This window comes from Mesorhizobium sp. LSJC269B00, from assembly GCF_000502815.1.
Lineage (GTDB): Bacteria > Pseudomonadota > Alphaproteobacteria > Rhizobiales > Rhizobiaceae > Mesorhizobium.
Map to the genome: position 1 here is coordinate 597,826 of NZ_AYVN01000002.1, position 22,874 is coordinate 620,699.

Genomic DNA, 22,874 nt, shown 5'->3' on the forward strand with positions numbered 1-22,874 from the left:
CGAACATTGGGACACTAGGAGCGTAAGACGGTGGCGATGGCTACATCACACAAGGCGGTCAGACTCGCGTTGCCGCTGGGGCCACGAACCCTGATAGTGGTCGGATGTGGCCGGGGCGGCACAAGCCTCGTCGCCGGTGCGGCCATAATCCTGGGTGTGCCCATGGGATCGTCACCCGCTTCCATCATCCATGAGGATATGGAGCTCGTTTATGCGGCCCAGGGTCGGGACATCGATGGCCGCCTGATCGATGGTTCGGCAGATAATGGCTTGAAGAAGCTGGAAGAGATCATCGAGGCGAGAAATGATGCCAATGATCTATGGGGTTGGAAAGATCCGTCTGCCGATCTTTACCTCGGGGCGATAGCGGAGGTCGTGAGGAACCCGTTCATCGTGTTCGTCAACCGCGACATGGCTGCGGTCGCCCAGTCCGAAGTCAAGCAGATGCAGTCCTCGATCGAGCAAGCCTATGACCTGGCGCTGATCAGGTACAGCAGATATTGGGAATTGCTGCAGCGATTGCAGTGGCCGACGCTCCTTGTCAGCTATGAGCGTTCGCTGTTGAACCCGGAGTCACTGTTGTGCGAGATCGCAGATTTTATTGGACTTGAGCCCCCCAGCGAAAGACAGCGCGATTTCATCAAGCAGTTCGCTTCCGGGCGGGATTATCAGGAACTGGACTTGGCAAACGCCGCTGTCTAGGCTTCCTTGATGGCTTGCCGGGCACTTTCGTCGGGGGGCGAGAGACAGTGGTAACAAGGACGTAACCCTGGCATGGGGGCGCATGCATTGGACCAGCCTGTGTTGGGTTTCATCGTTGGTGGGGTGCAGAAGTCCGGCACGACCAGCCTGTTCGGCTATCTCATGCAACACCCACAGCTGGCGACGCCGTCCGTCAAGGAGATGCATTTCTTTGACGACGAGACGCAGAACTGGACGGAGCCGGACTATCGCAAATTGGGAAGCTTTTTTTCCGACGATGCTGGGAGAGGCATCGGATTTGACGTGACCCCGATCTATCTCTTCTGGCCGCCATCGCTGGAACGGATAAAGCGATACAATCCCGCAATGAAGCTTGTCTTCATCTTTCGCGATCCGATCGAGCGAGCGTGGTCGCAATGGCGTATGGAGACCGGTAACCGGTCGGAGTATCTGCCTTTTCACCTGGCGATCCGGCAAGGCCGCTGGCGACTAAAGGGGTTGGATCAGACCGATCCGGCATGGCGTGTGTATAGCTATGTCGAACGGGGCTTTTACGCACGCCAAACACGCCGGCTATTTGCCTTGTTCCCAAGGGAGAACGTTCTGCTCCTGCGTTCACTGGATTTGTTGAGGGATCACCAACCTACGCTGGATGCCGTTGCCGGGTTCCTTTCCATCCAACCGTTTCCCCCCCTTGCTCCGCGAACAGATCATCTTGGGAGACGATGTGAGAACGAGCTTCGACCTGAGGACGTAACCTATTTGCGCGAGATTTTTTACGATGACACCGTCGAATTCTCCCGACTTTCGGGGCTGTCGGTTTCCGACTGGCCGACTATTGATTCGGGCTTGGCGGTTGAAGGCTGATGGAGCGACCCAACATCCTCTTCATCGTGGCTGACGACCTCAATTCCTGGATTGCGCCGTTGGGCCGCCATCCGGACGTCAAGACGCCTGCAATCGACCGACTCGCATCGCGTGGAACGACGTTTCTGCGCGCCTACTGCACGGCGCCCTATTGCAATGCCAGCCGGATGTCCGTGTTTACCGGATGCCTGCCGACGACAACAGGTGTCTATCAGAATGAGCCATTCTGGGAGGCGCCGCTGCGCAGGGTCACACTGCTCGAGCGCCTGCGCGAGGCCGGGTATTTTTGCATGGGTGCGGGGAAAGTGTTCCATGGCAGTTTCGACTACGCCGATGCAGGGCGCAACAGGACGCCGTCGGCAAGATGGAGCGACATCGAGAACCGCCCAGCCTTGTGGGACGAATTCCATACGACCGCCGCCGAGCCGATGCCGTTGCATCGGCCGCTCAACCGCATGTTTGATTTTGATGATTTCCCGAACGTAGCGTCGATGAATCACCACTTCGATTGGGGCGCCATCGAATCCGCTCGCGAGCCGGAGATGCCCGATTTCAAGACCGCGGACGCGGTTTGCGCCTTCCTGCAAAAACCGCACGAGCAGCCGTTCTTTTGCGCGACGGGTTTCTACAAGCCGCATTTGCCCTGGTACGTACCGCAACGATTCCTTGATCTTTATCCTCTCGACAAGGTCAGCCTGCCCTTTGTCAAGAATGACGACCTTGACGACGTTCCCGCCATCGCAAAGGCTTGGGCTCTGTCGCCGCCTGACCACGAAACCGTCCTGAAACACGGGCAATGGCGCAACGCCGTCCAAGGCTATCTCGGGGCCATTTCCTACTGCGACAGTCAGATTGGACGTGTGCTTGACGCCCTGGATGCTTCGCCCGCCGCCGACAATACGATCGTGGTCCTTTGGGGAGACAACGGGTTCCACCTGGGCGAAAAGCTGCACTGGCGGAAATTCGTGCTGTGGGAGGAAGCAACGCGAGTGCCCTTCATTCTGGTGCCGCCACGAGGTATGGCGACATCGGCTCGCGTCGACCAGCCGGTCAGTCTGGTCGACTTGTTTCCTACGCTTCTTGATCTTTGCGGGTTCGAGCCGCCAGCGGACATAGACGGCCGTTCACTCATGCCTTTGGCGCGGGGCGGCAAAATGGAAGACCATTGTGCGATCATGACATGGTTGCGCGGCAATCATTCTGTGCGGTCAAGCCGCTGGCGCTACACGCGCTACTCCGACTTGTCGGAAGAACTCTATGATTTGAGCGCCGACCCTTATGAGTGGAACAATCTGGCCGGCGACGCCCGCTTTGAGCAAATGCGCATGGATCTCGGTGCGCGCCTCCCGCCCGATCGCCTGGATTGAAGGCCAGCCAAGGGAATTTCCAAAAAAATATCTGGCGATCACTACAACTCCACGCTATGCGATACAAAGCGGCGGGGCTGGGGATTGGCACTCTAAACAGGTGATCGGTGACGGGTTTCCGTCGCTCTTGCACCACGTTAGTGTCCATGTCCTTGCGCCTGGAGTTCAGTACTACCCAATGACATCCTATGTAGAGGTCGTGTCCGGACTTCGGCCGAAGATGCGGCGCGCCATTATAATGATCCAGGATCTGGTCATGGTCCTGGTCGCGGTGGCGCTGAGTCTGGGGCTTTCTCAGTCGAGACTTTCATTCGACGCGCTCTCCACGGCCGGCCTGGCGTGCTGGGCAAGTATTGTTTTTCTCAGCCATATGCTGTTTCGCTATTGCGGCCTCTACAACACCGTGTGGCGTTTCGCCTCCACGCCGGACTTCTTCAACATCCTGAAGAGCTGCGCCATCCTGACCGTCACGCTCTATGTCGTCTCGCTGGGGGTTCGATCGTTTCAGCCGGTGACCGGCCTCAACGAGCGCCAGTTCATCGTCTTTTTCCTCGTCTCCTTCACCATCATATCGGCGCCTCGGCTCTATTACCGGTTCCTGCGCGACGGGGCGAGCTGGCGAATCCTGAGCCGCAACGCAAACAATGCGGCGATCAAACAAGCGCTGTTCGTCGGCAGGCTTGGCGAAGCAGACGTCATCATCCGCTTCACACGCACGGCCGAGCCGGCCGAATATTCCATCGCCGGCATCATGGCCATCGAGAACGGCGCGCCGTTGGGCACGCAGATACAGGGCGTTCCGGTGGTGGCCGTGCGGCCCCGCCTGGTCGAGGTCCTCGAAGAATATGCAAGAGGCACCAAAAGCCTCGACATGCTGATTTTCGGCAATGGCACCGAACGCGAGATCGAGGAATATTCGGAACTGGTCCGTGTCGCCCGTCACAGCGGTATCGCCGTCGTCCAATTCTCCGGCGTTTCGGAGCTCGGCCAAGGCGGAAAGCTGGTACTCGACGCTGTCGAGATGGAAACCATCCTGCGCCGCTCCACAGTTGCTTCCGATATGGAGCGGATCGGCGGCTTTATCGGTGGCAAGCGCGTCCTGGTCACCGGCGGCGCCGGCTCAATCGGTCGCATCCTGGTCAAGCGGTCGCTGGAACTTGGCGCCGAGGCGGTTCTGGTCGCCGATATCTCGGAGTTCGGTATTTTCCAGCTCGACCAGCAGGTTGACGAAAAGGACCATGTCCGGCTCAAGAGCCGCATCGTCGATGTCACAGACCGGCGCCAGATCACCCGCGTCGTCAGCGATTTCAAGCCCGACATCATCTTCCATGCCGCCGCGCTCAAACATGTGCCGCTGCTCGAGGAAAATTGGGAATCGGCGATCCAGACCAACATTTTAGGCACCCTCGTCTGCGCCGAGGTTGCCGCCAAATGCGGGGTGCCGCAGTTCCTGCTGATTTCCAGCGACAAGGCGGTCGATCCGACCTCGGTGCTCGGCATGACGAAACGCGCCGCCGAGCAGATCGTCTCTTCGCTGCACGAAACGCATGCCACCGGGCCTAGCGGCCGTCGCTCCGGCACCAAGTTCATCGCCGTGCGGTTCGGCAATGTCTTCGGCTCCAATGGCTCGGTCGCCACCATCTTCCAGGCGCAGATCGAGGCCGGCGGTCCGGTCACCATCACCGATCGTCGCATGACCCGCTACTTCATGACGGTGGCCGAAGCCGTCGACCTCGTCATCATGTCGGCGGCCGACGCCGAGCGGCGCCAGGGCAAGGACGACTACGCCATCTACATGCTCGACATGGGCAAGCCGGTGCCGATCCTCGAAGTCGCTGAAACCATGATCCGCATGGCCGGCAAAAGCCCCTACACCGACATTCCGATCCGTTTCACCGGGATCAGGCCGGGCGAGAAGCTTCACGAGGTGCTGCATGGCGGCAATGAGGAGATCGTCGCGCTGGATATCCCCAAGATCTTCGGCCTCAGGACCGATGTCGTGGGATGGCCCAAGGTCCAGGAGGCGCTGACATTGCTGCAGGCGGCCATGCGCGATCAGGACAAGGCCTCGGCGCTCGCCGTCATGGCCGGCCTCTATCAGGCGGAAGAGCCTCCAAGTGACGCACGCCGGGAAACCGTTGCGAAAACAGTCGGGCAAGCTGGTTAGAGCAATTCCAGGAAAAGTGTGGAGCGGTTTTCCGTCCGGGATTGCGTCAAAACAAAGAGCCTGTCCTGATCGACCGGGATTGGCTATTGAAACCGATCCGATGGCCGTTCCCAGGCGTTTGCAGATGATTTTGAACCAGTGAGCAGACAAGATCAGCGCGTGGCCGTGCTGCTGGGCACGAAAGATGGCGCGGCTTTCCTTGACGAGCAGCTCGCGTCGCTGGCTGCGCAATCGCATCCTGTTGTCGACCTCTGGGTTTCCGACGACGGTTCGACAGACGGCACTTCGGCCATTATCGGCGCCTGGCAGAGCCGCTGGTCCAAGGGCCGGTTGACCCTGTCGAATGGTCCTCGCCAAGGCTTTGCCGCCAATTTCCGCGCGATGATCATCGATCCGCGCATCGAGGCCGACTACTACGCCTTCTGCGACCAGGACGACATCTGGGAGCCGGACAGGCTGGAGAGCGCCATTGCCTGGATGCAAGGGCACGACGCCGGAACGCCGCTGCTGTTTTGCTCCAGAACCGCGACCATGTCCGAAACCGGAGCAGCGCAAGGGTATTCGCCGCTGTTCCAGCATCCACCCGCATTTCGCAATGCGCTTGTGCAAAGCATTGCCGGCGGCAACACGATGACGATCAACCGCGCCGCGCGAAAGTTGCTGGCAAAGGCATCGGCAAGGACCGAGTTCGTCAGCCATGACTGGTGGACCTATCTGATCGTCACGGCTGCCGGCGGCATTGTCCGCTATGACCCGCGACCGCTGGTGCGCTACCGCCAGCATGAGGCAAACCTGGTCGGCGCCAACGTGTCGTGGAAGGCGAGGCTGTCGCGGCTGGGGCGCCTCTTCAGGGGCGAGTTCGCCGTCTGGACCGATCACAATCTGAGCGGCCTGGCCGTCAATCGCGACATCCTCACGAGGGATGCCGCCGCCTGTCTCGGCCTGTTCATCAGGGCGCGAAAGGGCGGTATCTTGCGACGCCTGCGCCTTCTCAGGAAAAGCGGCGTCTACCGGCAGACGCTGGCTGGGACGCTTGGGCTCTATGTGGCCTTCATCTGGCGGCGGATCTAGAGCATGCTGAGATGGCCATGAGGGGACCCAAGCGAGCTTTCGATCTCGTCGCGGCGGCGGTTCTGTTGCCGCTGACCTCGCCCGTCACCCTGCTTGCCATACTGGCAATCAGGCTGTCGTCGCCCGGACCGGCACTCCTCTCCCAAACTCGCGTCGGCCAGCACGGGGTGCTGTTTCGCTGCCACAAGTTGAGGACGATGGTTGTGGGAACGCCATCTCTGCCCTCGCATCAGGCGCCGGCAAACTCCGTCACCGCCGCCGGTAAGGTGCTGCGAAAATTCAAGATCGACGAGCTGCCGCAGCTCTGGAACGTGCTGAAGGGCGAGATGAGCCTGGTCGGGCCGCGTCCATGCCTGCCCACGCAAACCGAGTTGGTCGACCGCCGCAGGCAATTGGGTGTGCTTGCCGCACTTCCAGGCATTACCGGGCTTGCGCAGATGAGAGGCATCGACATGTCGGATCCGAAACTCTGCGCCGAAACGGATGCCGAATATCTCAGGGGAGCCTCGATCGGACTCGACGTCAAAATCCTGCTTGGCACAATCTACCGGACCTGACGGGCCTGTCGTGCAAGTTCCTCAATCCGGCCGAGCGTGTCGGTTTCCGGCATCCAGCCTTCCGAGATCAGCAGTGACGGGTCGCAAATCTGTGTCGCCATGGAAGCGTCGTACGCTGCTTTTCTGCCAAGCAGTGTGGCGAACAGCCTGAATGGCCAGGCCGGCACAGGAACGAGCCGGGTCGGAACGTCGTATCCGTGCCTGAATGCAGTCAAGATTTCGAACATCGCAACGGGGGAAGCATCGCCCAGGACATAGGTCGGGCGCGGTGGCGTGGGACGAGTCAAAAGATGCGCCACGGCGCCAGCCACCGCGTCGCGCGATATCAGCGAACGAACTGCGGTGAAAGCGCCTAAGGGCAATGGTAAGGCAATGGCGGCAGCCCGCATCATTCCACGCAGGTTTCCCTTCATGCCTTCGCCATAGACCGGCGGCAGGCGCAGCGCCGTGGCATCGGAGGGCCTGGACGCATAGGCTTCCAGTGTCTTGATCTCGCCTTCGCGTTTCGAGCGCCCGTAGGCGCATTGCGGGGCAGGGAGCGTCGCCTCGCTGATCGTTCCGCTGAAACCGGGACCGGCTACTGCCCGGATCGACGACAGATAGATGAAGCGCCCGCTTGTCCGCGAGGCGGCCGCGCGCGCCAGCTGCGCGGTCAGTGTCGCGTTGGCTGCCATGAAGTCGGCTTCGCTCGCCTTGCGGTCATTGTTGAGCGCCGCACAGTGGACGACATGGGTGATATCTCGCATCAGCGCCTGGTATGCCTGAGCCGGTGCGTCGAAGTCCGGCAACAAAACCGCATCGCTCACGGGATCGAGCCGTTCCGGGTGGCGCGATGCCATGCGCACCACGAACCCGGCTTCGCGCAGCTGGTTGACGACCTGCCTGCCGATGAAACCCGTCGCGCCTGTGACCAGCACTTTCACGGCCGGCTTGCCTGGGGCGCCGGGGCCGGTGCCTGTTGTTCCGGCAGCATTTGTTGCCGGCCCGATGCAAGATATGTCCCGGACACCAGGAACACCATCAGTGTGGCATCGAGGATGTCGTGGCCGACCAGGATGCCGGTCAGGCCGCCGATGAGGTAGATGATCGCAGTGACGACAATCATCGTGGCGCCGAACCGCTCGATCGCGTCCGTGCTGGTGCGCAGCACGATGGCCGCGTTTCTCGCGGCAACGAAGAACACAGCCGCGAGCGTTACGGCTCCAAGCAGCCCGGCCTCCACCAATGCAGTCAGGAAGCCATTGTGAAAATGGCTGAAGCCCGTGGACGGCATGTGGAACTGATTGTGGAATCCATCCTTTATCAGCTCACGGCTTGCAGCAATGCCGTGACCGAAAATCGGCATGTCGTGGAAGGCGCTCAGCCCAATCTGCCAAAGTGCGGCGCGCAAGCCGAGCGCGGTCGTGTGGTCGCCCTTCGTGGCGAGCGCATCCCAGTCGCTGAACAGGAAGGCCGCGCGCTCGGAAATGATGGGGAGACCAATGACCGCGATGACGATGCCGATCGCGCCCGCAATCAGCAAAAGCCGAATGGCGTTTCTGTTGTTGAGCTTGCGACGGTTGATCAGCAGGACCGCGATGCCGGCCACCAGCATCGCCAGCCAGATGATCCGCGACCCCGAATAGACAATGGCGACCGCGCCGGCCAGTGTCGCGCAGGCCAGCAACGCCCTGTTCTTTTCGACACCCGATAAGGCGCCTGCCAGGCACATCATCATGCTGAGGCAGGCGACGGTCGCGAACACGATCGGATTGCCGGCGCCGCCTTCGGCCCGTATGCCCAGCCCGTGATATTGCACGACCGCCAGCAGCAGGGCGCCAAAACAGGCGGCGGCGCTCGCCAGCACGACGATGCGCGTCAGCGTGGTTTTCTCGGTAATGCTCCAGGTCGCGTATGAGACAGGGAAAAACAGGAAGGTGATCAGCCCTGCCAGATGCGGCGCATCCCTGGCGATCGAATTGTTGACGATGGAGGCGAGCACGCTGGCTGCGCAATAGGCATAGATGGCCACCGTCATCGCGGTCATCGGCCGGTCGATGTTGAAACGCCGTCTTTTCAGCGCAAGCAGAAGCACCGACCACAGGCCGCCGCCATTGAACAAAAAGCTGACCGCCGATCCCAGTACCGGCGGGAAAAAGAAGCACAAAATGGAGAAGGTGACGTTGATCCGTGACGGCGAAACGTGCTGCTTGATGGCGGAGATCGGGGTCAATGCTCTGGTTCACAATGCGCTGGGTCGCGTGGCGACGGACAATGTTTGGCGGCGGCATTTGCGGCATGCCGCCCGGCGCAGGTTCAGGAGCCGGTATAGCGGCTGGGTGCGGTTTTCGAAAGTGCGACGAGATCGGGCGGGCGTTTCTTTCGGTTCAGGCAAGATTTTTCCCGGCCTTTGAATGCTATCGCTCCGGCGGGCAGGAATTTTCGGATTCTAGGCTTTTCATGGAAAATTCGTTGCCGATCGGTGTGGCCGCCGGCCTTTCCAGCGTTGTTATATCAGGTGGCGATCTGCTAGAACGCCGGCACGAACCGATAGTGTCCAGCAGTGAAGCTTGAACCGGGCGGCTGAAAAGGACGCCCGATCCATCTGATGCAAGGTCTGGATTGCACGAGAGAACGCTCACAGTCCATGAACATCGCGCTTACGCACCTGCAGCGGCTCGAGGCCGAGTCCATCCACATCTTCCGTGAGGTTGCCGCCTCCTTCTCCAAGCCGGTGATGCTCTATTCCGTCGGCAAGGATTCCTCCGTGCTGATGCATCTGGCGATGAAGGCCTTCTATCCGGCCAAGCCGCCTTTCCCCTTCCTGCATGTCGACACCACCTGGAAGTTCCGCGAGATGATCGCCTTTCGCGACCAGATGGCGCAGAAGCTCGGCTTCGACCTGCTGGTCCACGTCAATGAAGACGGCGTGCGCGACGGTATCAACCCCTTTGACCATGGCTCGAACACCCACACCCATGTCATGAAGACGGTGGCGTTGCGCCAGGCGCTCGACAAATACGGCTTTGACGCTGCCTTCGGCGGGGCTCGGCGCGACGAGGAGAAGTCGCGCGCCAAGGAGCGCATCTTTTCCTTCCGCAACGCCCAGCATGTCTGGGACCCGAAGAACCAGCGGCCGGAGATGTGGAAGATCTTCAACACCCGCATCGCGCCGGGCGAATCGATCCGCGTGTTTCCGCTGTCGAACTGGACCGAGCTCGATATCTGGCAGTACATTCTGCAGGAAAACATCCCGATCGTGCCGCTCTATTTCGCCAAGGAGCGGCCGGTGGTCGAACGCGACGGCATGCTGATCATGAAGGATGACGATCGCATGCAATTGCGCCCCGGTGAGACGATGGAGAACCGTCTGGTGCGTTTCCGCACGCTCGGCTGTTATCCGCTGACCGGCGCCATCGAATCCGACGCCGACACGCTCGAAGCCATCGTCGGCGAGATGCTGACGGCGCGCACCTCCGAGCGCCAGGGCCGCCTCATCGACCGCGATGAAGCCGGCTCGATGGAAAAGAAGAAGCGCGAGGGATATTTCTGAGCATGCGCCATATCCTGGCCAAGAGCCTCGCTCCCACCGACGGCGTGCGCGAATACATGGCGGCGCAGGAGAAGAAGTCGCTGCTGCGCTTCCTCACCTGCGGCTCGGTCGACGACGGCAAGTCGACGCTGATCGGCCGTCTTCTGTCCGACACAAAGCAGATCTTCGAGGACCAACTCGCCGCACTCGAGCGCGATTCCCGCAAGCACGGCACCACTGGCGACGACATCGACTTCGCGCTTCTGGTCGACGGCCTCGAGGCCGAGCGCGAGCAAGGCATCACCATCGACGTCGCCTACCGCTTCTTCGCCACGCCCAAGCGCAAGTTCATCGTCGCCGACACCCCCGGCCATGAACAGTACACCCGCAACATGGCGACCGGCGCATCGACTGCCGATCTCGCCATCGTGCTGATCGATGCGCGCCAGGGTGTGCTGCGCCAGACCCGGCGCCACTCGATCATCGCTTCGCTGCTCGGCATCCGCCATATCGTGCTTGCCGTCAACAAGATCGACCTCGTCGATTTCGACCAGGCGGTGTTCGACCGTATCGTCGAGGATTACCGGCAGTTCTCGCACGAGCTCGGCTTCCTGACGATCGTGCCGATCCCGATGTCGGCCCGCTATGGCGACAATGTCACCAGCCGCTCCGGCAAGACGGCGTGGTATTCCGGCCCGTCGCTGATCGAGCATCTCGAAACCATATCGGTCGACGAGGCCGCGGTCGAACTGCCGTTCCGGTTTCCGGTGCAGTATGTCAACCGGCCCAATCTCGACTTCCGCGGCTTTGCCGGCACCATCGCGTCCGGCTCCGTCGCGCAGGGCGACGAGGTGGTGGTCGCCAAATCCGGCAAGGCCTCGCGGGTCAAGCGCATCGTCGCGCAAGGCGGCGATCTTGCCCAGGCGGTGGCCGGCCAGGCCATCACCCTTGTGCTCGATGACGAGGTCGAGGTCTCCAGAGGCAACATGCTGGTGTCGCCGGCGGCACGGCCGCAGGTCGCCGACCAGTTCGCCGCCAACATCGTCTGGTTCGACGAGGCAGCGCTGCTGCCGGGACGCTCCTATATACTGCGCACCGAGACCGACCAGACCAGCGCCACCGTCACCGACCTGAAATACCGCGTCAACGTCAACGACTTCGCTCGCGAGGCGGCGAAGTCGCTCGAGATGAACGAAGTCGGCATCTGCAATATCTCGACCCGGGCGCCGATCGCCTTCGATACCTTCGCCGACAACCGCGATACCGGCGCCTTCATCCTGATCGACCGCATCACCAATGCCACGGTCGGCGCCGGCATGATCCTGCATTCCTTGCGCCGCGCCGAAAACATCCATTGGCAGTCGCTCGATGTCGGCAAGCGCGGCCGCTCCGACCTCAAGAGCCAGCGCCCCGCCGTATTCTGGTTCACCGGTCTTTCCGGCTCGGGCAAGTCCACCATCGCCAATCTGCTTGAGAAGAAGCTGTTCGCTTCGGGGCGTCACACCTACATTCTCGACGGCGACAATGTCCGCCACGGCCTCAACCGCGATCTCGGCTTCACCGACGCCGATCGGGTCGAAAACATCCGCCGTGTCGCCGAAGTGGCAAAGCTGATGGCCGATGCCGGGCTGATCGTCATCGTCTCCTTCATTTCCCCCTTCAGCGCCGAGCGGCGCATGGCCAGGGAGTTGATGGCCGACGGCGAGTTCGTTGAAGTGTTCGTCGATACGCCGTTCGAGGAATGCGCCCGACGCGACCCGAAAGGCCTTTACGCACGGGCGCTGAATGGCGAGATCAAGAACTTCACCGGCGTCGATTCCCCGTATGAAGCTCCCGAAAATCCCGAAATCCATCTCAAGACACTCGGCAAGACGGCCGAGGAGATGGTAGAGGCTCTGGAACACTGGCTGAATGAGCGCGACATTGCCGAAGACCAATATGACAGCGGCGGCGGCATCTGACGACGAAGTGATGCTCGACGTGTTCGAGCGCCTGGCGCTCGAAGCCGGACGCGAGGTGATGCGGGTCTTCAAGGCCGGCTGCGCGGTCGACAGCAAGTCGGACTCCTCGCCGGTCACGGAAGCCGACCGCGAGAGCGAGACGATCATCCTCGCCGGCCTGCGTGCGGCCTATCCCGATATTCCCTGCGTGGCCGAGGAAGAGGTCGCCGAAGGCATTGTGCCGCCCGATCTGGATGGCGCCTTCTTCCTGATCGATCCGCTCGATGGAACGAAGGAATTCGTCAACCGCCGGACCGATTTCACCGTCAACATCGCGCTTGTCCGGCACGGCGTGCCGGAGATCGGCGTCGTCTTCGCACCGTGCAGCGGGCGGTTCTTCTCTGGACGGCCGGGCTGGGCCGAAGCAATCGAGGTCGATGGCGACTTCCGTATCGTCGGCCGCCGGCGGATTTCGGTTAGGAGGGCGGTCACGCCGCTGGCGGTCGTTGCCAGCCGCTCGCACAACACCCCGGAGACCGAAGCCTTCATCAAGGATCTCGGCGCCGCCGAGATCGTCTCGGTCGGCTCATCGCTGAAATTCTGCCTGCTCGCCGCAGCCGAAGCCGACATCTATCCGCGCTTCGGCCGCACCATGGAATGGGACACGGCGGCCGGCGACGCCGTACTGCGCGCCGCCGGCGGCATGACGCGCACGCTGGACGGCGAGCCGCTCACCTATGGCAAGCGCAAACAGAGCGACGACGAGGATTTCGCCAACCCGCATTTTATTGCGAGCGGGAAGGCGGCGGACGCGGCGTAACTTACGCCGCCGCTACATGCGCCGAGTTCGAGCCAATGTAGTTGCGGATCGTCTCGATGATGCGGTCCTGGTCGGCTTCGCTGAGATAGGGATGCATCGGCAGGCACAGGATGCGCTTCGGCAGTTCCTCCGAAACCGCAAGCCCGGTCGGCGTGCGCGGATAGTCGCGATAGGCGACCTGCTCGTGCAGCGGCTTCACATAATAGATCACCGAAGGGATGCCCTTTTCGCCGAGATGCGCCCTCAACCCGTCGCGCTTCGGCGTCTCGATGGCGTATTGCGCCCAGGCCGAGCGGCCACCGCCCAGATTGCGTGACGTCTTGACGATGTCGCCGAGACCTTCGGCGTAGCGCTTGGCCACCACCTGGCGGGCGACCATCTCGTCTTCGAGGATAGCGAGTTTCTCGATCAGGATCGCCGCCTGGATCGTGTCGAGGCGTGAATTGATGCCGACGCGGACATTGTCATACTGCGTCTCGCCCTTACCGTGGAACGCAAACGAGCGCAGCTGGTCGGCCAGCGCGTCGTCATTGGTGAACATCGCGCCGCCATCGCCGTAGCAGCCCAGCGGCTTGGCCGGATAAAAGCTGGTCGAGCCGACATGGCCGAAGGCGCCGCACATTGTGCCCTCGGCCGAACCGCCGATCGACTGCGCCGCATCCTCGATCACCAGCAGCCCTTCGCGCTTGGCAATCGCCATGATCGCCTCGTAGTCGGCGGCAAGCCCGAACAGGTCGACGGGAATAATCGCCTTCGGCTTCAGCCGGCCTTCCTTCTTGATCATGGCGATCGCCGCCTCGAGGCTGGCGATGTCGATGTTGTAGGTCTCGGCGTCCACATCGACGAAAACCGGTTCGGCCTTGGCAAGCGCCACCACTTCCGCCGTCGCGGCAAAGGTGAAGCTCGGCACGAACACCGCGTCGCCGGGGCCGATACCGGCGGCAAACAGCGGCAACAGCAGCGCGTCGGTGCCGTTGGCGCAGGCCACGACATGCTTGGTGCCGATATAGGCTGCGAGCTTGTTTTCGAATTCGGTGACTTGCGGTCCGAGGATATAGCGGCCTTCCTCGACGACATTGTCGATCGCGGCCTTCAGCCGGTCGCGGATACGTTCGCGCTGCGCGCCAAGATCGATGAACTGCATGTCGGCCTCAAAACGGTGTGGTGCGGGCTGCCCCGGGGACAATGACACGCACAGAAACAACAACTTAACCGGGCCGCTGGTACCAGAGTTGGGCCGGTCTAGAAAGCCGGACCGGCCGCGGGACGGGTTGTCTAGGTGTCGCAGCCTGTTACTTCAGGCTTTCCCTGCATTGCCGCAAGATGCCGGAAATCCGGGCTTCGCCGCCTATTAATCCGGCTAATTCAGTGCGTCTTTCCGGCTCGCGGAAACATAAAGTGATCGGCTGCTTGCAGCGGCTGGCGGCGGACTAAGCGTGGATCAGGCGATTTCGTGCCGCCAGGGCGGGTTGGCGCCGGCCCGCGACACGGTCACCGCCGCCGCTTTGGCGCCGAGCGCCAGCGCCTGACGGATGGCGTCCTCCGAAAGGCCGCCGATCCCGGCCTTGGTGAGCAGGCCTTGCTCGTGCAGCGAGGCCAGAATGCCGGCATTGAAAGTGTCGCCGGCGCCGACCGTGTCTACCACCTCCACCTTATGCGGCATCACCGTGACCTTGTGTTCCCTGCTGTAGCCGACGGCACCTTCGCTGCCGTGGGTAACGACGATCAGCTTCGGGCCGCGATCCAGCCAGTTGCGGATGACGTCCTCATGCGAGCCGGCCTCGCCGAACCAGTGCAGATCCTCATCCGATAGCTTCACGATGTCGGCCATCGCCATCATCGAGCGGATGCGCCGGAGGTGCTTGGCTTTGTCGGGGATGAAGTTCGGCCGGATGTTGGGGTCGAGCATCATGACGCGGCGTTCGTGCTCGCGTTTCATGAATTCTTCGTAGGCAGCACCCGCCGGGTCCGAAATCAGGCTGATGGCGCCAAACAGCATGGCTTCGATCTCGGCGCCCAGTTTCGGCAGATCCTCTGTCGTCAGCATGCGCCCGGCGGTGTTTTCGTCGTAGAAAGTGTAGGTCGCCTGACCGTTGGTGAGCCGCACGAAGGCGAGCGTGGTCGGGCGAGGGGAGGTGTGCGCATAGGTGGAGCTGACCTTGCTTGCGCCGAGCGCCTCGCGGAACTGGCCGCCGAACAGATCCGACGACAGGCCGGAAAAGAAGCCGGCGGGCGCGCCGAGGCGGCCAAGCGCGATCGCCGTGTTGAACACCGCGCCGCCGACATAGGGCGCAAAGGCCGGCTCTCCCTGTGTCGTGGTGCGCGGCAGCATGTCGATCAGGGCTTCGCCGCAGCAGAGGATCATGATTTCTTGTTCTCCGGCGGATAGATCACGCCCTTGCGGATGATGATGTTGGCATAGAGCCGGGGTTCGCTGGTGGCGACGATCGCATATACCGACCGGACGCGTGCATAGAAGTCGGCGCCCGCCAGCGCAACCACCTTGCGGCCCGGCGCGCGCCTGGTGCAGATCGCCTCGATCTCGAGGTGGACGGGATCGGCGACCGAGGGATCGCCTTTTACCGAGGCACGAAACAGCGCTTCCGGCACGAAGTCGTCCACCGGCAGCACGCTCAAAATGGCGTCAAGCACCGGTATGAGGTGAAGACCGTCGGCGCGGATCAGCCGGTTTGCCTGTTCTTCCGCCGGATAGTTGCCGTCGACAAGCGCGATCTCGTCGCCATGGCCCATGGCGCGCAATGTCGCCAGAAGCTCCGGACCGAGCAGCGACGGAATACCGATCAGCATTCAGGTGCTCCGGGAAATGGTGGTCGAACCGATGAGGAAGCGTTCGGACAGCGGCAGGCTGGCGCCGCCCAGCGCGCGGGCATGGATGCCGACGGTGCCTTCGCGCACCACCGGAAGCTTCAGCCCTTCGCCATCGATCGTACCGATCGCCTGCCTGATCGCATCGACGAGCCGGCGCCGGACAGCGAGCGGCATCCAGCCGTCGATCACCGCGGCCTCGAAATCGATCACCGATGACGCCGATACGATGGCATAGGCCAGCGCCTGAGCGGCATTGGCGATCCAGTCGTCGAGCTCGTGACCGATCTCGCCCCAATCCTCAGGCGACGTCCACAGATGCGAAGCCTCGACGCCGCGTGCGTTAAGCGCCTTTTCCAGCATGGCGATCGAGGCGACGTCGATGAGCTGCGTCGGCTTGCCGTCTGGTCCCGGCACCGGCATCGAACCCAGCGCCCCGGCATTTCCGGTTGGCCCGCCGAACAGCCGGCCGTTGAGCACGATGCCGCCGCCGGCAAAGGCGCCGATATAGAAATAGACGAAGTCGCGCGCCCCGCCGGTCTGGCCGAACACCAGTTCGGCGCCGCAGGCGGAGGTGGCGTCATTCTGCAGATAGACCGGGAATTCGCACTTCGCCTGGATGTCGGCACGGATGTCGCGATGGCGCCATTCGTCCATGATGTCGCGCGGCGCGCGGGCGGTGTCGGCCCAGTTCCACAGTTCGAACGGCATGGCGATGCCGAGCCCGGCAATGCGCTTGTCCTGCGCAGGTGTCAGTTCGGCGCGCATCGTCTTCATGCCTTCGGTGACGAACTCAACCGTCTCGCGCGGCGCCGGATAGCGGTAGGAGTGCTGCAGCATGGAACGCACAGTTCCGAGGAAATCGATCAGCACCAGTTCGGCGCTGCGGCGGCCGATCTTGAGGCCGATGAAGAAGGCGCCTTCGGGGTTCAGCGCCATCGGGATGGAGGGCTGGCCGATCTTGCCGCGCAACGGCGCCTGGCGCAGCAGCAGGCTGTCTTCCTCCAGTTCGCGCATGATGACCGAGACGGTCTGCGCTGAAAGCCCGGTCATGCGCGCAATGTCTGATTTGGCCAAGCTGCCGTGCTGGCGAACCAACGACAGCACCAGCCGCTCATTGTGGTCGCGCATGCCGCTCTGGTTGGTGCCACGGTGGAGACGGCTGGCGGCCGCCTCGGGCGAACCGTGCCTCGCAATGCCGGTCTCCACCCTTGTTCCTTCCCTTGGTTTATTCTTACTGCTTTTGCGGCAGAATGAGTGAACCGCGCAAAGCTGTCAATAATAAATAAGAGTGATTTAATTATTGACAGGCGGCTCCCGCTGGTGTCATTTGAGGGCGCGTCCACACTGGGAGAACTTCAGTGGATGCGCTCGAGATGCCGGTTGGCGGCATCCGCATGGTTCCATGGGAGGAAGATCGTGACCAAAGCTTTATTGAAGTCCACCGTGTTCGCCGCGGCGGGCCTCGGCCTGATGGCGTTTGCTTCGACAGCATCGGCCGCCGGCGTCGGCGCCTGCCTGATCACCAAGACCGACACCAACCCCTTCTTCGTCAAGATGAAGGAGGGCGCGACCGCCAAGGCCAAGGAACTTGGCGTCGACCTCAAGACCTATGCCGGCAAGATCGACGGCGACAGCGAGAGCCAGGTGGCGGCGATCGAAAGCTGCATCGCCGACGGCGCCAAGGGCATCCTGATCACCGCGTCCGACACCAAGGGCATCGTGCCGACGGTGAAGAAGGCGCGTGACGCCGGCCTGCTGGTGATCGCGCTCGATACCCCGCTGGACCCGATCGATGCCGCCGACGCGACCTTCGCGACGGACAATCTGGAAGCCGGCAAGCTGATCGGCGCCTGGGCAGCCGCGACCCTCGGCGACAAGGCCAAGGACGCCAAGATCGGTTTCCTCGACCTGACCCCCTCACAGCCGACCGTGGATGTGCTGCGCGACCAGGGCTTCATGATGGGCTTCGGCATCGACGTGAAGGATCCCAACAAGATCGGCGATGAGGACGATGCCCGCATCGTCGGCCACGACGTCACCAACGGCAATGAAGAAGGCGGCCGCAAGGCGATGGAAAACCTTCTGCAGAAGGACAACTCCATCACCGTCATCCACACCATCAACGAGCCCGCCGCTGTCGGCGCCTACCAGGCGCTCAAGGCGGTCGGTCTCGAAAGCCAGGTGCTGATCGTCTCGGTCGATGGCGGCTGCCCCGGCGTGAAGTCGGTGACCGAAGGCGTCATTGGCGCCACCTCGCAGCAATACCCGCTGCAGATGGCGGCACTCGGCATCGAGGCGATCGCCGCCTTCGCTAAGGACGGCGCCAAGCCGAAGCCGACCGAAGGCAAGAACTTCTTCGACACCGGCGTCAACCTCGTCACCGACAAGCCGGCCAATGGCGTGAAGTCGATCGACACCAAGGAAGGCCTCGCCAAGTGCTGGGGCTGATGGCTGCCTGACAGCCAGCGGCAAGCTGACGGCCGGGGGCTTGATCCCCGGCCGCTTCGGGTGGACGATGCGTCACGCGAATAATCCCGGCAGCAGACCGGACAGGCGCGAGCGGGTATCGGCATGGAGCTGAAGCCCAGGGGAGGAAACATGGCTCAAGCACAGGAATTCGAGAAGGTTCTCTCGAGCAGCGACACAAGCGTTGCCGCCTTTGACGAGCACAAATCGGCCGTCAAGCGCATCCAGCATTTCCTGCACTCCACGCCGGCGGCGGTGCCGCTGATTGTGCTGGTCCTGTCGATCGTAATTTTCGGCATCGCCATTGGCGGGCGTTTCTTCTCATCCTATACGCTGACGCTGATCCTGCAGCAGATCGCCATCGTCGGCATCCTCGGTGCCGCGCAGACACTGGTCATCCTGACCGCCGGCATCGACCTGTCGATCGGCGTGATCATGGTGATTTCAGCCGTGATCATGGGCAATTGCGCGGTCAGCTACGGCATGCCGGCCGTGCTCGCAGTGCCCATCGGGCTTGCCGCCGGCGCAGCCTGCGGCCTGCTCAACGGTTTGCTGGTCGCCTACATGAAGCTGCCGCCGTTCATCGTCACGCTCGGCACCTGGAACATCGTCATGGCGACGAACTTCATCTATTCGGCTAATGAGACGATCCGCGATACCGACGTCGACGCCCAGGCGCCGCTGCTGCATCTCTTTGCCCTGAGTTTCAAGATCGGCACGGCGGTGCTCACACTGGGCGTCATCGCCACGGTCGTGCTCGTTTTGATCCTCTGGTACGTGCTCAATCACACCGCCTGGGGCCGCCATGTCTACGCCGTTGGCGATGATCAGGAGGCGGCGAAGCTGTCTGGTATCCAGACCAAGAAGGTGTTGATGACGGTCTACACCCTTGCCGGGTTGATCGCCGCTTTCGCTGCCTGGGTTTCCATCGGCCGCAACGGCTCGATCTCGCCGTCAGCCGCCGTCACCGACTACAACCTGCAGGCGATAACCGCGACGGTGATCGGCGGCATTTCACTGTTCGGCGGGCGCGGCTCAATTCTGGGCACGCTTTTCGGCGCGATGATCGTCGGCGTCGTCTCGATGGGCCTCAACATGCTGGGCGCCGATCCGCAATGGAAGGTGCTGCTCACCGGTGTGCTGATCATCGGCGCCGTGGCGATCGACCAATGGATCAGAAAGGTTTCGGCATGACCGTGGAACCCATCCTCACCGCGCGCGGCCTGATCAAGCGCTATGGCCGTGTCACCGCCCTCGACAATGCCGACTTCGACCTCTACCCAGGCGAAATCCTGGCCGTCATCGGAGACAATGGCGCCGGCAAATCATCGCTGATCAAGGCGATTTCCGGCGCCGCCGTGCCCGACGAAGGCGAGATCCGTCTTGAAGGCAAAGCTGTCGCTTTCAAATCGCCCATGGAGGCGCGCGAGGCGGGCATCGAGACGGTCTACCAAAACCTGGCTTTGTCGCCGGCTCTGTCGATCGCCGACAACATGTTCCTCGGCCGCGAGATCCGCAAACCCGGCTTCCTCGGCGACTGGCTTCGTATGCTCGACCGGCCCGCAATGGAAAAGCGCGCCCGCGACAAGCTGACCGAGCTTGGGCTGATGACCATCCAGAACATCAGCCAGGCGGTGGAAACGCTGTCGGGTGGCCAGCGTCAGGGCGTGGCGGTGGCGCGCGCCGCCGCTTTCGGCAGCCGTGTGGTGATCATGGATGAGCCGACCGCGGCACTCGGCGTCAAGGAGAGCCGCCGCGTGCTGGAACTGATCCTCGACGTCAAGAAGCGAGGCCTGCCGATCGTGCTGATCTCGCACAACATGCCGCATGTCTTCGAGGTTGCCGACCGCATCCATATCCATCGGCTGGGTCGCCGCCTCTGCGTCATCGATCCCAAGCAATATACCATGTCCGACGCCGTCGCCTTCATGACGGGAGCGAAGGTTCCGCCGGAGGCTGCACTCGCTGCCTGATCCGCTCGACGGATAAATTGCCGCAGGGGAACTGGCGGCATGCTGGTCTAAATCGATTGAACGTATGTTGCGATGCACTAGGATAGGCTGGGACTGAGAGCGAAAGCCGGTATGATCGCAGCACGATCACGAGAGGCAGTATGACGCGAACAATGACAGCCAAAGCCCCCGATCTCGAAATACCCGATCCCAAGACGCTGGCCGACGAAGTCTTGCTGGCTCTCAAATACCGGGTCGGCAAAGGCACCTCCGTTGCCACGCAATATGATTGGCTGACAGCCTCGATCAAGGTCGTGCGCGACCGCATCGTCGATCACTGGATGCAGGCGACGCAGGAGGCCTACGCCCAGCAGGAAAAGCGCGTCTATTACCTGTCGCTCGAATTCCTCATCGGCCGGCTGATGCGCGATGCCTTCTCCAATCTCGGCCTGATGGACAATATGCGAGAAGCGCTCAAGTCGCTGGGCGTCGACCTCGACCTCATCGCCGGGCTCGAACCGGATGCAGCGCTCGGCAATGGCGGTCTTGGCCGGCTCGCCGCCTGCTTCATGGAAAGCATGGCGACCGTCGACATTCCCGCGCATGGCTACGGCATTCGCTACGCCAACGGCATGTTCCGCCAGGAGATCCATGATGGCTGGCAGGTCGAACTGCCCGAAACCTGGCTCGACCACGGCAACCCTTGGGAGTTCGAGCGGCGGGAGCGTGCCTTCGAGGTCGGCTTCGGCGGCTCGGTGGAATCGATCACCTCCAAGGATGGCCGGCTCGAACGTCACGTCTGGAAGCCGACCGAGCATGTCCAGGCCGTCGCCTACGACACGCCGGTGGTTGGCTGGCGGGCCAACCGCGTCAACACGCTGCGGCTTTGGTCCGGCATGCCGGTCGATCCGATCCTGCTCGACAAGTTCAACGCCGGCGACCACATCGGCGCGCTGGCCGAAAGCAACAAGGCCGATGCCTTGTCGCGCGTGCTTTACCCCGCCGATTCCCACAAGGCCGGCCAGGAACTGCGGCTGCGGCAGGAATATTTCTTCTCCACCGCATCGCTGCAGGACATCGTCCAGCGCCATCTCAGCCAGTATGGCGATCTCGCCTCGCTGCCCGACAAGGCGGCGATCCATCTCAATGACACCCATCCGGCGATCGCCGTGCCAGAGCTGATGCGCCTGCTGATGGACGTCCATGGCATGGATTTCGACCAGGCCTGGGACATCACCAAGCGCACCTTCGGCTACACCAACCACACGCTGCTGCCAGAAGCGCTGGAAAGCTGGCCGGTGCCGCTGTTCGAACGGCTTTTGCCGCGCCACATGCAGATCGTCTACGCCATCAATGCTCAGGTGCTGCTTGAGGCCCGCGCCACCAACCAGTTTTCCAATGAGCAGATCAGCCGCATCTCGCTGATCCAGGAAAATGGCGACCGCCGCGTGCGCATGGGTAACCTGGCCTTTGTCGGCTCGCACTCGATCAATGGCGTGTCGGCGTTGCACACCGAACTGATGAAGGAGACGGTGTTTGCCGATCTCCACAAGCTCTATCCCGATCGCATCAACAACAAGACCAACGGCATCACGCCACGGCGCTGGCTGATCCAGTGCAATCCGGGCCTCACCGCGCTCACCCGCGCGGCGATCGGGGACCGTTTCCTCGACGACATCGACGCCATCAAGGGGCTCGAAGCCTTTGCCGGCGACGCCGCCTTCCGCGACAAGTTCGCCGCCGTCAAGCGCTCCAACAAGGTCAAGCTCGCCAATCTGGTCGCAGACCGGCTCGGCATCAAGCTCGACCCGTCGGCGCTGTTCGACATCCAGGTCAAGCGCATCCACGAATACAAGCGCCAGCTGCTCAACATCCTGGAAGCGATCGCGCTGTACGACCAGATCCGCTCGCATCCCGAGCAGGACTGGATGCCGCGCGTCAAATTCTTCGGCGGCAAAGCGGCGCCCAGCTACCACAATGCCAAGCTGATCATCAAACTGGCCAACGACGTCGCCAAGGTCATCAACAGCGACCCGTCGGTGCGCGGGCTGCTGAAAGTGGTGTTCGTGCCGAACTACAATGTCAGCCTGGCCGAGGTGATGATGCCGGCCGCCGACCTGTCCGAGCAGATTTCGACTGCTGGCATGGAGGCGTCGGGCACCGGCAACATGAAGTTCGCGCTGAACGGCGCCTTGACCATCGGCACGCTCGACGGCGCCAATGTCGAGATCAAGGAATGCGTCGGCGACGACAACATCTTCATCTTCGGCCTGAGCACGGCGGAAGTCGCCGAGCGGCGCAGCAATGGCTACAACCCGCGCGCCGTGATCGAGGGCTCCCCTGAATTGGCGCAGGCTGTTGCCGCAGTATCGTCGGGCGTGTTCTCGCCCGACCAGCCGGATCGCTACCGCGAGCTGGTCGACGGTCTCTACAACAGCGACTGGTTCATGGTGGCGGCGGATTTCGACGCCTATGCCGCCGCCCAGCGCGATGTCGACGCCGTCTGGCGCAACAGCCCCGATTGGTACGCGCGCGCTATCCGCAACGTTGCCCGCGTCGGCTGGTTCTCTTCCGATCGCACGATCCGCCAATATGCGAAAGAAATCTGGAACGTGCCCGCCTGAT

The 22,874-nt window shown here is 62.2% G+C and carries 20 protein-coding genes; 14 read left to right on the forward strand and 6 right to left on the reverse strand.

Annotated elements, in window-relative coordinates:
- Window positions 1-36: 36 nt before the first annotated feature.
- The 6 genes from X771_RS157630 to X771_RS157605 all read left to right on the forward strand — a co-directional run bounded on the left by X771_RS157630 (window position 37) and on the right by X771_RS157605 (window position 6,731).
- Window positions 37-702 carry a sulfotransferase gene (locus X771_RS157630; protein ID WP_023687185.1) on the forward strand — a complete coding sequence of 222 codons (666 nt, stop codon included), beginning with the start codon at window positions 37-39 and terminating at the stop codon, window positions 700-702.
- An 87-nt stretch (window positions 703-789) separates the two neighbouring features.
- Window positions 790-1,569 carry a sulfotransferase gene (locus tag X771_RS157625; RefSeq protein WP_023687186.1) on the forward strand — a complete coding sequence of 260 codons (780 nt, stop codon included), beginning with the start codon at window positions 790-792 and terminating at the stop codon, window positions 1,567-1,569.
- Complete coding sequence (locus X771_RS157620; RefSeq protein ID WP_023687187.1) at window positions 1,569-2,936, forward strand: sulfatase; 1,368 nt, start codon at window positions 1,569-1,571, stop codon at window positions 2,934-2,936. The genes X771_RS157625 and X771_RS157620 overlap by 1 nt, the downstream gene beginning before the upstream one ends.
- 178 nt (window positions 2,937-3,114) lie before the next feature.
- Window positions 3,115-5,103 (forward strand): nucleoside-diphosphate sugar epimerase/dehydratase, encoded by a 1,989-nt coding sequence (locus X771_RS157615; protein ID WP_031202479.1) that lies wholly within the window; start codon window positions 3,115-3,117, stop codon window positions 5,101-5,103.
- A gap of 138 nt (window positions 5,104-5,241) precedes the next feature.
- Window positions 5,242-6,174: a glycosyltransferase family 2 protein gene (locus X771_RS157610; protein WP_023687189.1), complete on the forward strand. Its 933-nt coding sequence runs from the start codon at window positions 5,242-5,244 to the stop codon at window positions 6,172-6,174.
- Window positions 6,175-6,191: 17 nt separating this feature from the next.
- Window positions 6,192-6,731 carry a sugar transferase gene (locus tag X771_RS157605; protein WP_023684586.1) on the forward strand — a complete coding sequence of 180 codons (540 nt, stop codon included), beginning with the start codon at window positions 6,192-6,194 and terminating at the stop codon, window positions 6,729-6,731.
- Here X771_RS157605 and X771_RS157600 read toward each other — a convergent pair.
- Together X771_RS157600 and X771_RS157595 are read right to left on the reverse strand one after the other, a co-directional pair.
- Entirely contained in the window at window positions 6,719-7,654 is a 936-nt protein-coding gene (locus X771_RS157600; protein WP_023687190.1) for an NAD-dependent epimerase/dehydratase family protein, read from the reverse strand. The genes X771_RS157605 and X771_RS157600 overlap by 13 nt on opposite strands.
- Window positions 7,651-8,943, reverse strand: coding sequence for an O-antigen ligase (locus X771_RS157595; RefSeq protein ID WP_031202480.1), 1,293 nt, complete (start codon window positions 8,941-8,943; stop codon window positions 7,651-7,653). The genes X771_RS157600 and X771_RS157595 overlap by 4 nt, the downstream gene beginning before the upstream one ends.
- Before the next feature lie 41 nt (window positions 8,944-8,984).
- On the opposite strand from X771_RS157595, the gene X771_RS1000000167950 reads away from it, so the two are divergent.
- The 4 genes from X771_RS1000000167950 to cysQ all read left to right on the forward strand — a co-directional run bounded on the left by X771_RS1000000167950 (window position 8,985) and on the right by cysQ (window position 13,002).
- Window positions 8,985-9,284, forward strand: coding sequence for a hypothetical protein (locus tag X771_RS1000000167950; RefSeq protein ID WP_156935969.1), 300 nt, complete (start codon window positions 8,985-8,987; stop codon window positions 9,282-9,284).
- Window positions 9,285-9,357: 73 nt separating this feature from the next.
- Window positions 9,358-10,263, forward strand: coding sequence for a sulfate adenylyltransferase subunit CysD (cysD, locus tag X771_RS157590; protein WP_023670717.1), 906 nt, complete (start codon window positions 9,358-9,360; stop codon window positions 10,261-10,263).
- A 2-nt stretch (window positions 10,264-10,265) separates the two neighbouring features.
- Window positions 10,266-12,203 carry a sulfate adenylyltransferase subunit CysN gene (gene cysN / locus X771_RS157585; protein ID WP_023687192.1) on the forward strand — a complete coding sequence of 646 codons (1,938 nt, stop codon included), beginning with the start codon at window positions 10,266-10,268 and terminating at the stop codon, window positions 12,201-12,203.
- Between the two features lie 10 nt (window positions 12,204-12,213).
- Window positions 12,214-13,002, forward strand: coding sequence for a 3'(2'),5'-bisphosphate nucleotidase CysQ (gene cysQ / locus X771_RS157580; RefSeq protein WP_031196090.1), 789 nt, complete (start codon window positions 12,214-12,216; stop codon window positions 13,000-13,002).
- A 1-nt stretch (window position 13,003) separates the two neighbouring features.
- On the opposite strand, the gene X771_RS157575 is transcribed toward cysQ, so the two are convergent.
- The 4 genes from X771_RS157575 to X771_RS157560 all read right to left on the reverse strand — a co-directional run bounded on the left by X771_RS157575 (window position 13,004) and on the right by X771_RS157560 (window position 17,037).
- The gene (locus X771_RS157575; RefSeq protein WP_023687194.1) at window positions 13,004-14,146 is read right to left on the reverse strand and encodes a DegT/DnrJ/EryC1/StrS aminotransferase family protein; all 1,143 of its coding nucleotides are present in this window, start codon (window positions 14,144-14,146) and stop codon (window positions 13,004-13,006) included.
- A gap of 297 nt (window positions 14,147-14,443) precedes the next feature.
- Window positions 14,444-15,367 carry a carbohydrate kinase gene (locus tag X771_RS157570; protein ID WP_023684582.1) on the reverse strand — a complete coding sequence of 308 codons (924 nt, stop codon included), beginning with the start codon at window positions 15,365-15,367 and terminating at the stop codon, window positions 14,444-14,446.
- Window positions 15,364-15,810, reverse strand: a complete 447-nt coding sequence (locus X771_RS157565; RefSeq protein ID WP_023687195.1) for an RbsD/FucU domain-containing protein — start codon at window positions 15,808-15,810, stop codon at window positions 15,364-15,366. The genes X771_RS157570 and X771_RS157565 overlap by 4 nt, the downstream gene beginning before the upstream one ends.
- Entirely contained in the window at window positions 15,811-17,037 is a 1,227-nt protein-coding gene (locus X771_RS157560) for an ROK family transcriptional regulator (protein ID WP_023687196.1), read from the reverse strand.
- 225 nt (window positions 17,038-17,262) lie between these two features.
- Between X771_RS157560 and X771_RS157555 the strand changes: the two genes are divergently transcribed.
- The 4 genes from X771_RS157555 (at window position 17,263) to X771_RS157540 (ending at window position 22,873) form a co-directional block, all read left to right on the forward strand.
- Complete coding sequence (locus X771_RS157555) at window positions 17,263-18,279, forward strand: sugar ABC transporter substrate-binding protein (protein WP_023670724.1); 1,017 nt, start codon at window positions 17,263-17,265, stop codon at window positions 18,277-18,279.
- 150 nt (window positions 18,280-18,429) lie between these two features.
- Window positions 18,430-19,491 carry an ABC transporter permease gene (locus tag X771_RS157550; RefSeq protein ID WP_023670725.1) on the forward strand — a complete coding sequence of 354 codons (1,062 nt, stop codon included), beginning with the start codon at window positions 18,430-18,432 and terminating at the stop codon, window positions 19,489-19,491.
- Window positions 19,488-20,270, forward strand: coding sequence for an ATP-binding cassette domain-containing protein (locus tag X771_RS157545; RefSeq protein WP_023670726.1), 783 nt, complete (start codon window positions 19,488-19,490; stop codon window positions 20,268-20,270). The genes X771_RS157550 and X771_RS157545 overlap by 4 nt, the downstream gene beginning before the upstream one ends.
- 140 nt (window positions 20,271-20,410) lie before the next feature.
- The gene (locus tag X771_RS157540; protein ID WP_023687197.1) at window positions 20,411-22,873 is read left to right on the forward strand and encodes a glycogen/starch/alpha-glucan phosphorylase; all 2,463 of its coding nucleotides are present in this window, start codon (window positions 20,411-20,413) and stop codon (window positions 22,871-22,873) included.
- Window position 22,874 lies beyond the last annotated feature (1 nt).

Coding starts and splice junctions, on each gene's coding strand:
- X771_RS157545 (WP_023670726.1), top strand. CDS start 19,488: ATGACCGTGGAACCCATCCTCACCGCGCGCGGCCTGATCAAGCGCTAT.
- X771_RS157620 (WP_023687187.1), top strand. CDS start 1,569: ATGGAGCGACCCAACATCCTCTTCATCGTGGCTGACGACCTCAATTCC.
- cysD (WP_023670717.1), top strand. CDS start 9,358: ATGAACATCGCGCTTACGCACCTGCAGCGGCTCGAGGCCGAGTCCATC.
- X771_RS157575 (WP_023687194.1), bottom strand. CDS start 14,146: ATGCAGTTCATCGATCTTGGCGCGCAGCGCGAACGTATCCGCGACCGG.
- cysQ (WP_031196090.1), top strand. CDS start 12,214: ATGCTCGACGTGTTCGAGCGCCTGGCGCTCGAAGCCGGACGCGAGGTG.
- X771_RS157570 (WP_023684582.1), bottom strand. CDS start 15,367: ATGATCCTCTGCTGCGGCGAAGCCCTGATCGACATGCTGCCGCGCACC.
- cysN (WP_023687192.1), top strand. CDS start 10,266: ATGCGCCATATCCTGGCCAAGAGCCTCGCTCCCACCGACGGCGTGCGC.
- X771_RS157630 (WP_023687185.1), top strand. CDS start 37: ATGGCTACATCACACAAGGCGGTCAGACTCGCGTTGCCGCTGGGGCCA.
- X771_RS157540 (WP_023687197.1), top strand. CDS start 20,411: ATGACGCGAACAATGACAGCCAAAGCCCCCGATCTCGAAATACCCGAT.
- X771_RS1000000167950 (WP_156935969.1), top strand. CDS start 8,985: ATGTTTGGCGGCGGCATTTGCGGCATGCCGCCCGGCGCAGGTTCAGGA.
- X771_RS157565 (WP_023687195.1), bottom strand. CDS start 15,810: ATGCTGATCGGTATTCCGTCGCTGCTCGGTCCGGAGCTTCTGGCGACA.
- X771_RS157550 (WP_023670725.1), top strand. CDS start 18,430: ATGGCTCAAGCACAGGAATTCGAGAAGGTTCTCTCGAGCAGCGACACA.
- X771_RS157615 (WP_031202479.1), top strand. CDS start 3,115: ATGACATCCTATGTAGAGGTCGTGTCCGGACTTCGGCCGAAGATGCGG.
- X771_RS157605 (WP_023684586.1), top strand. CDS start 6,192: ATGAGGGGACCCAAGCGAGCTTTCGATCTCGTCGCGGCGGCGGTTCTG.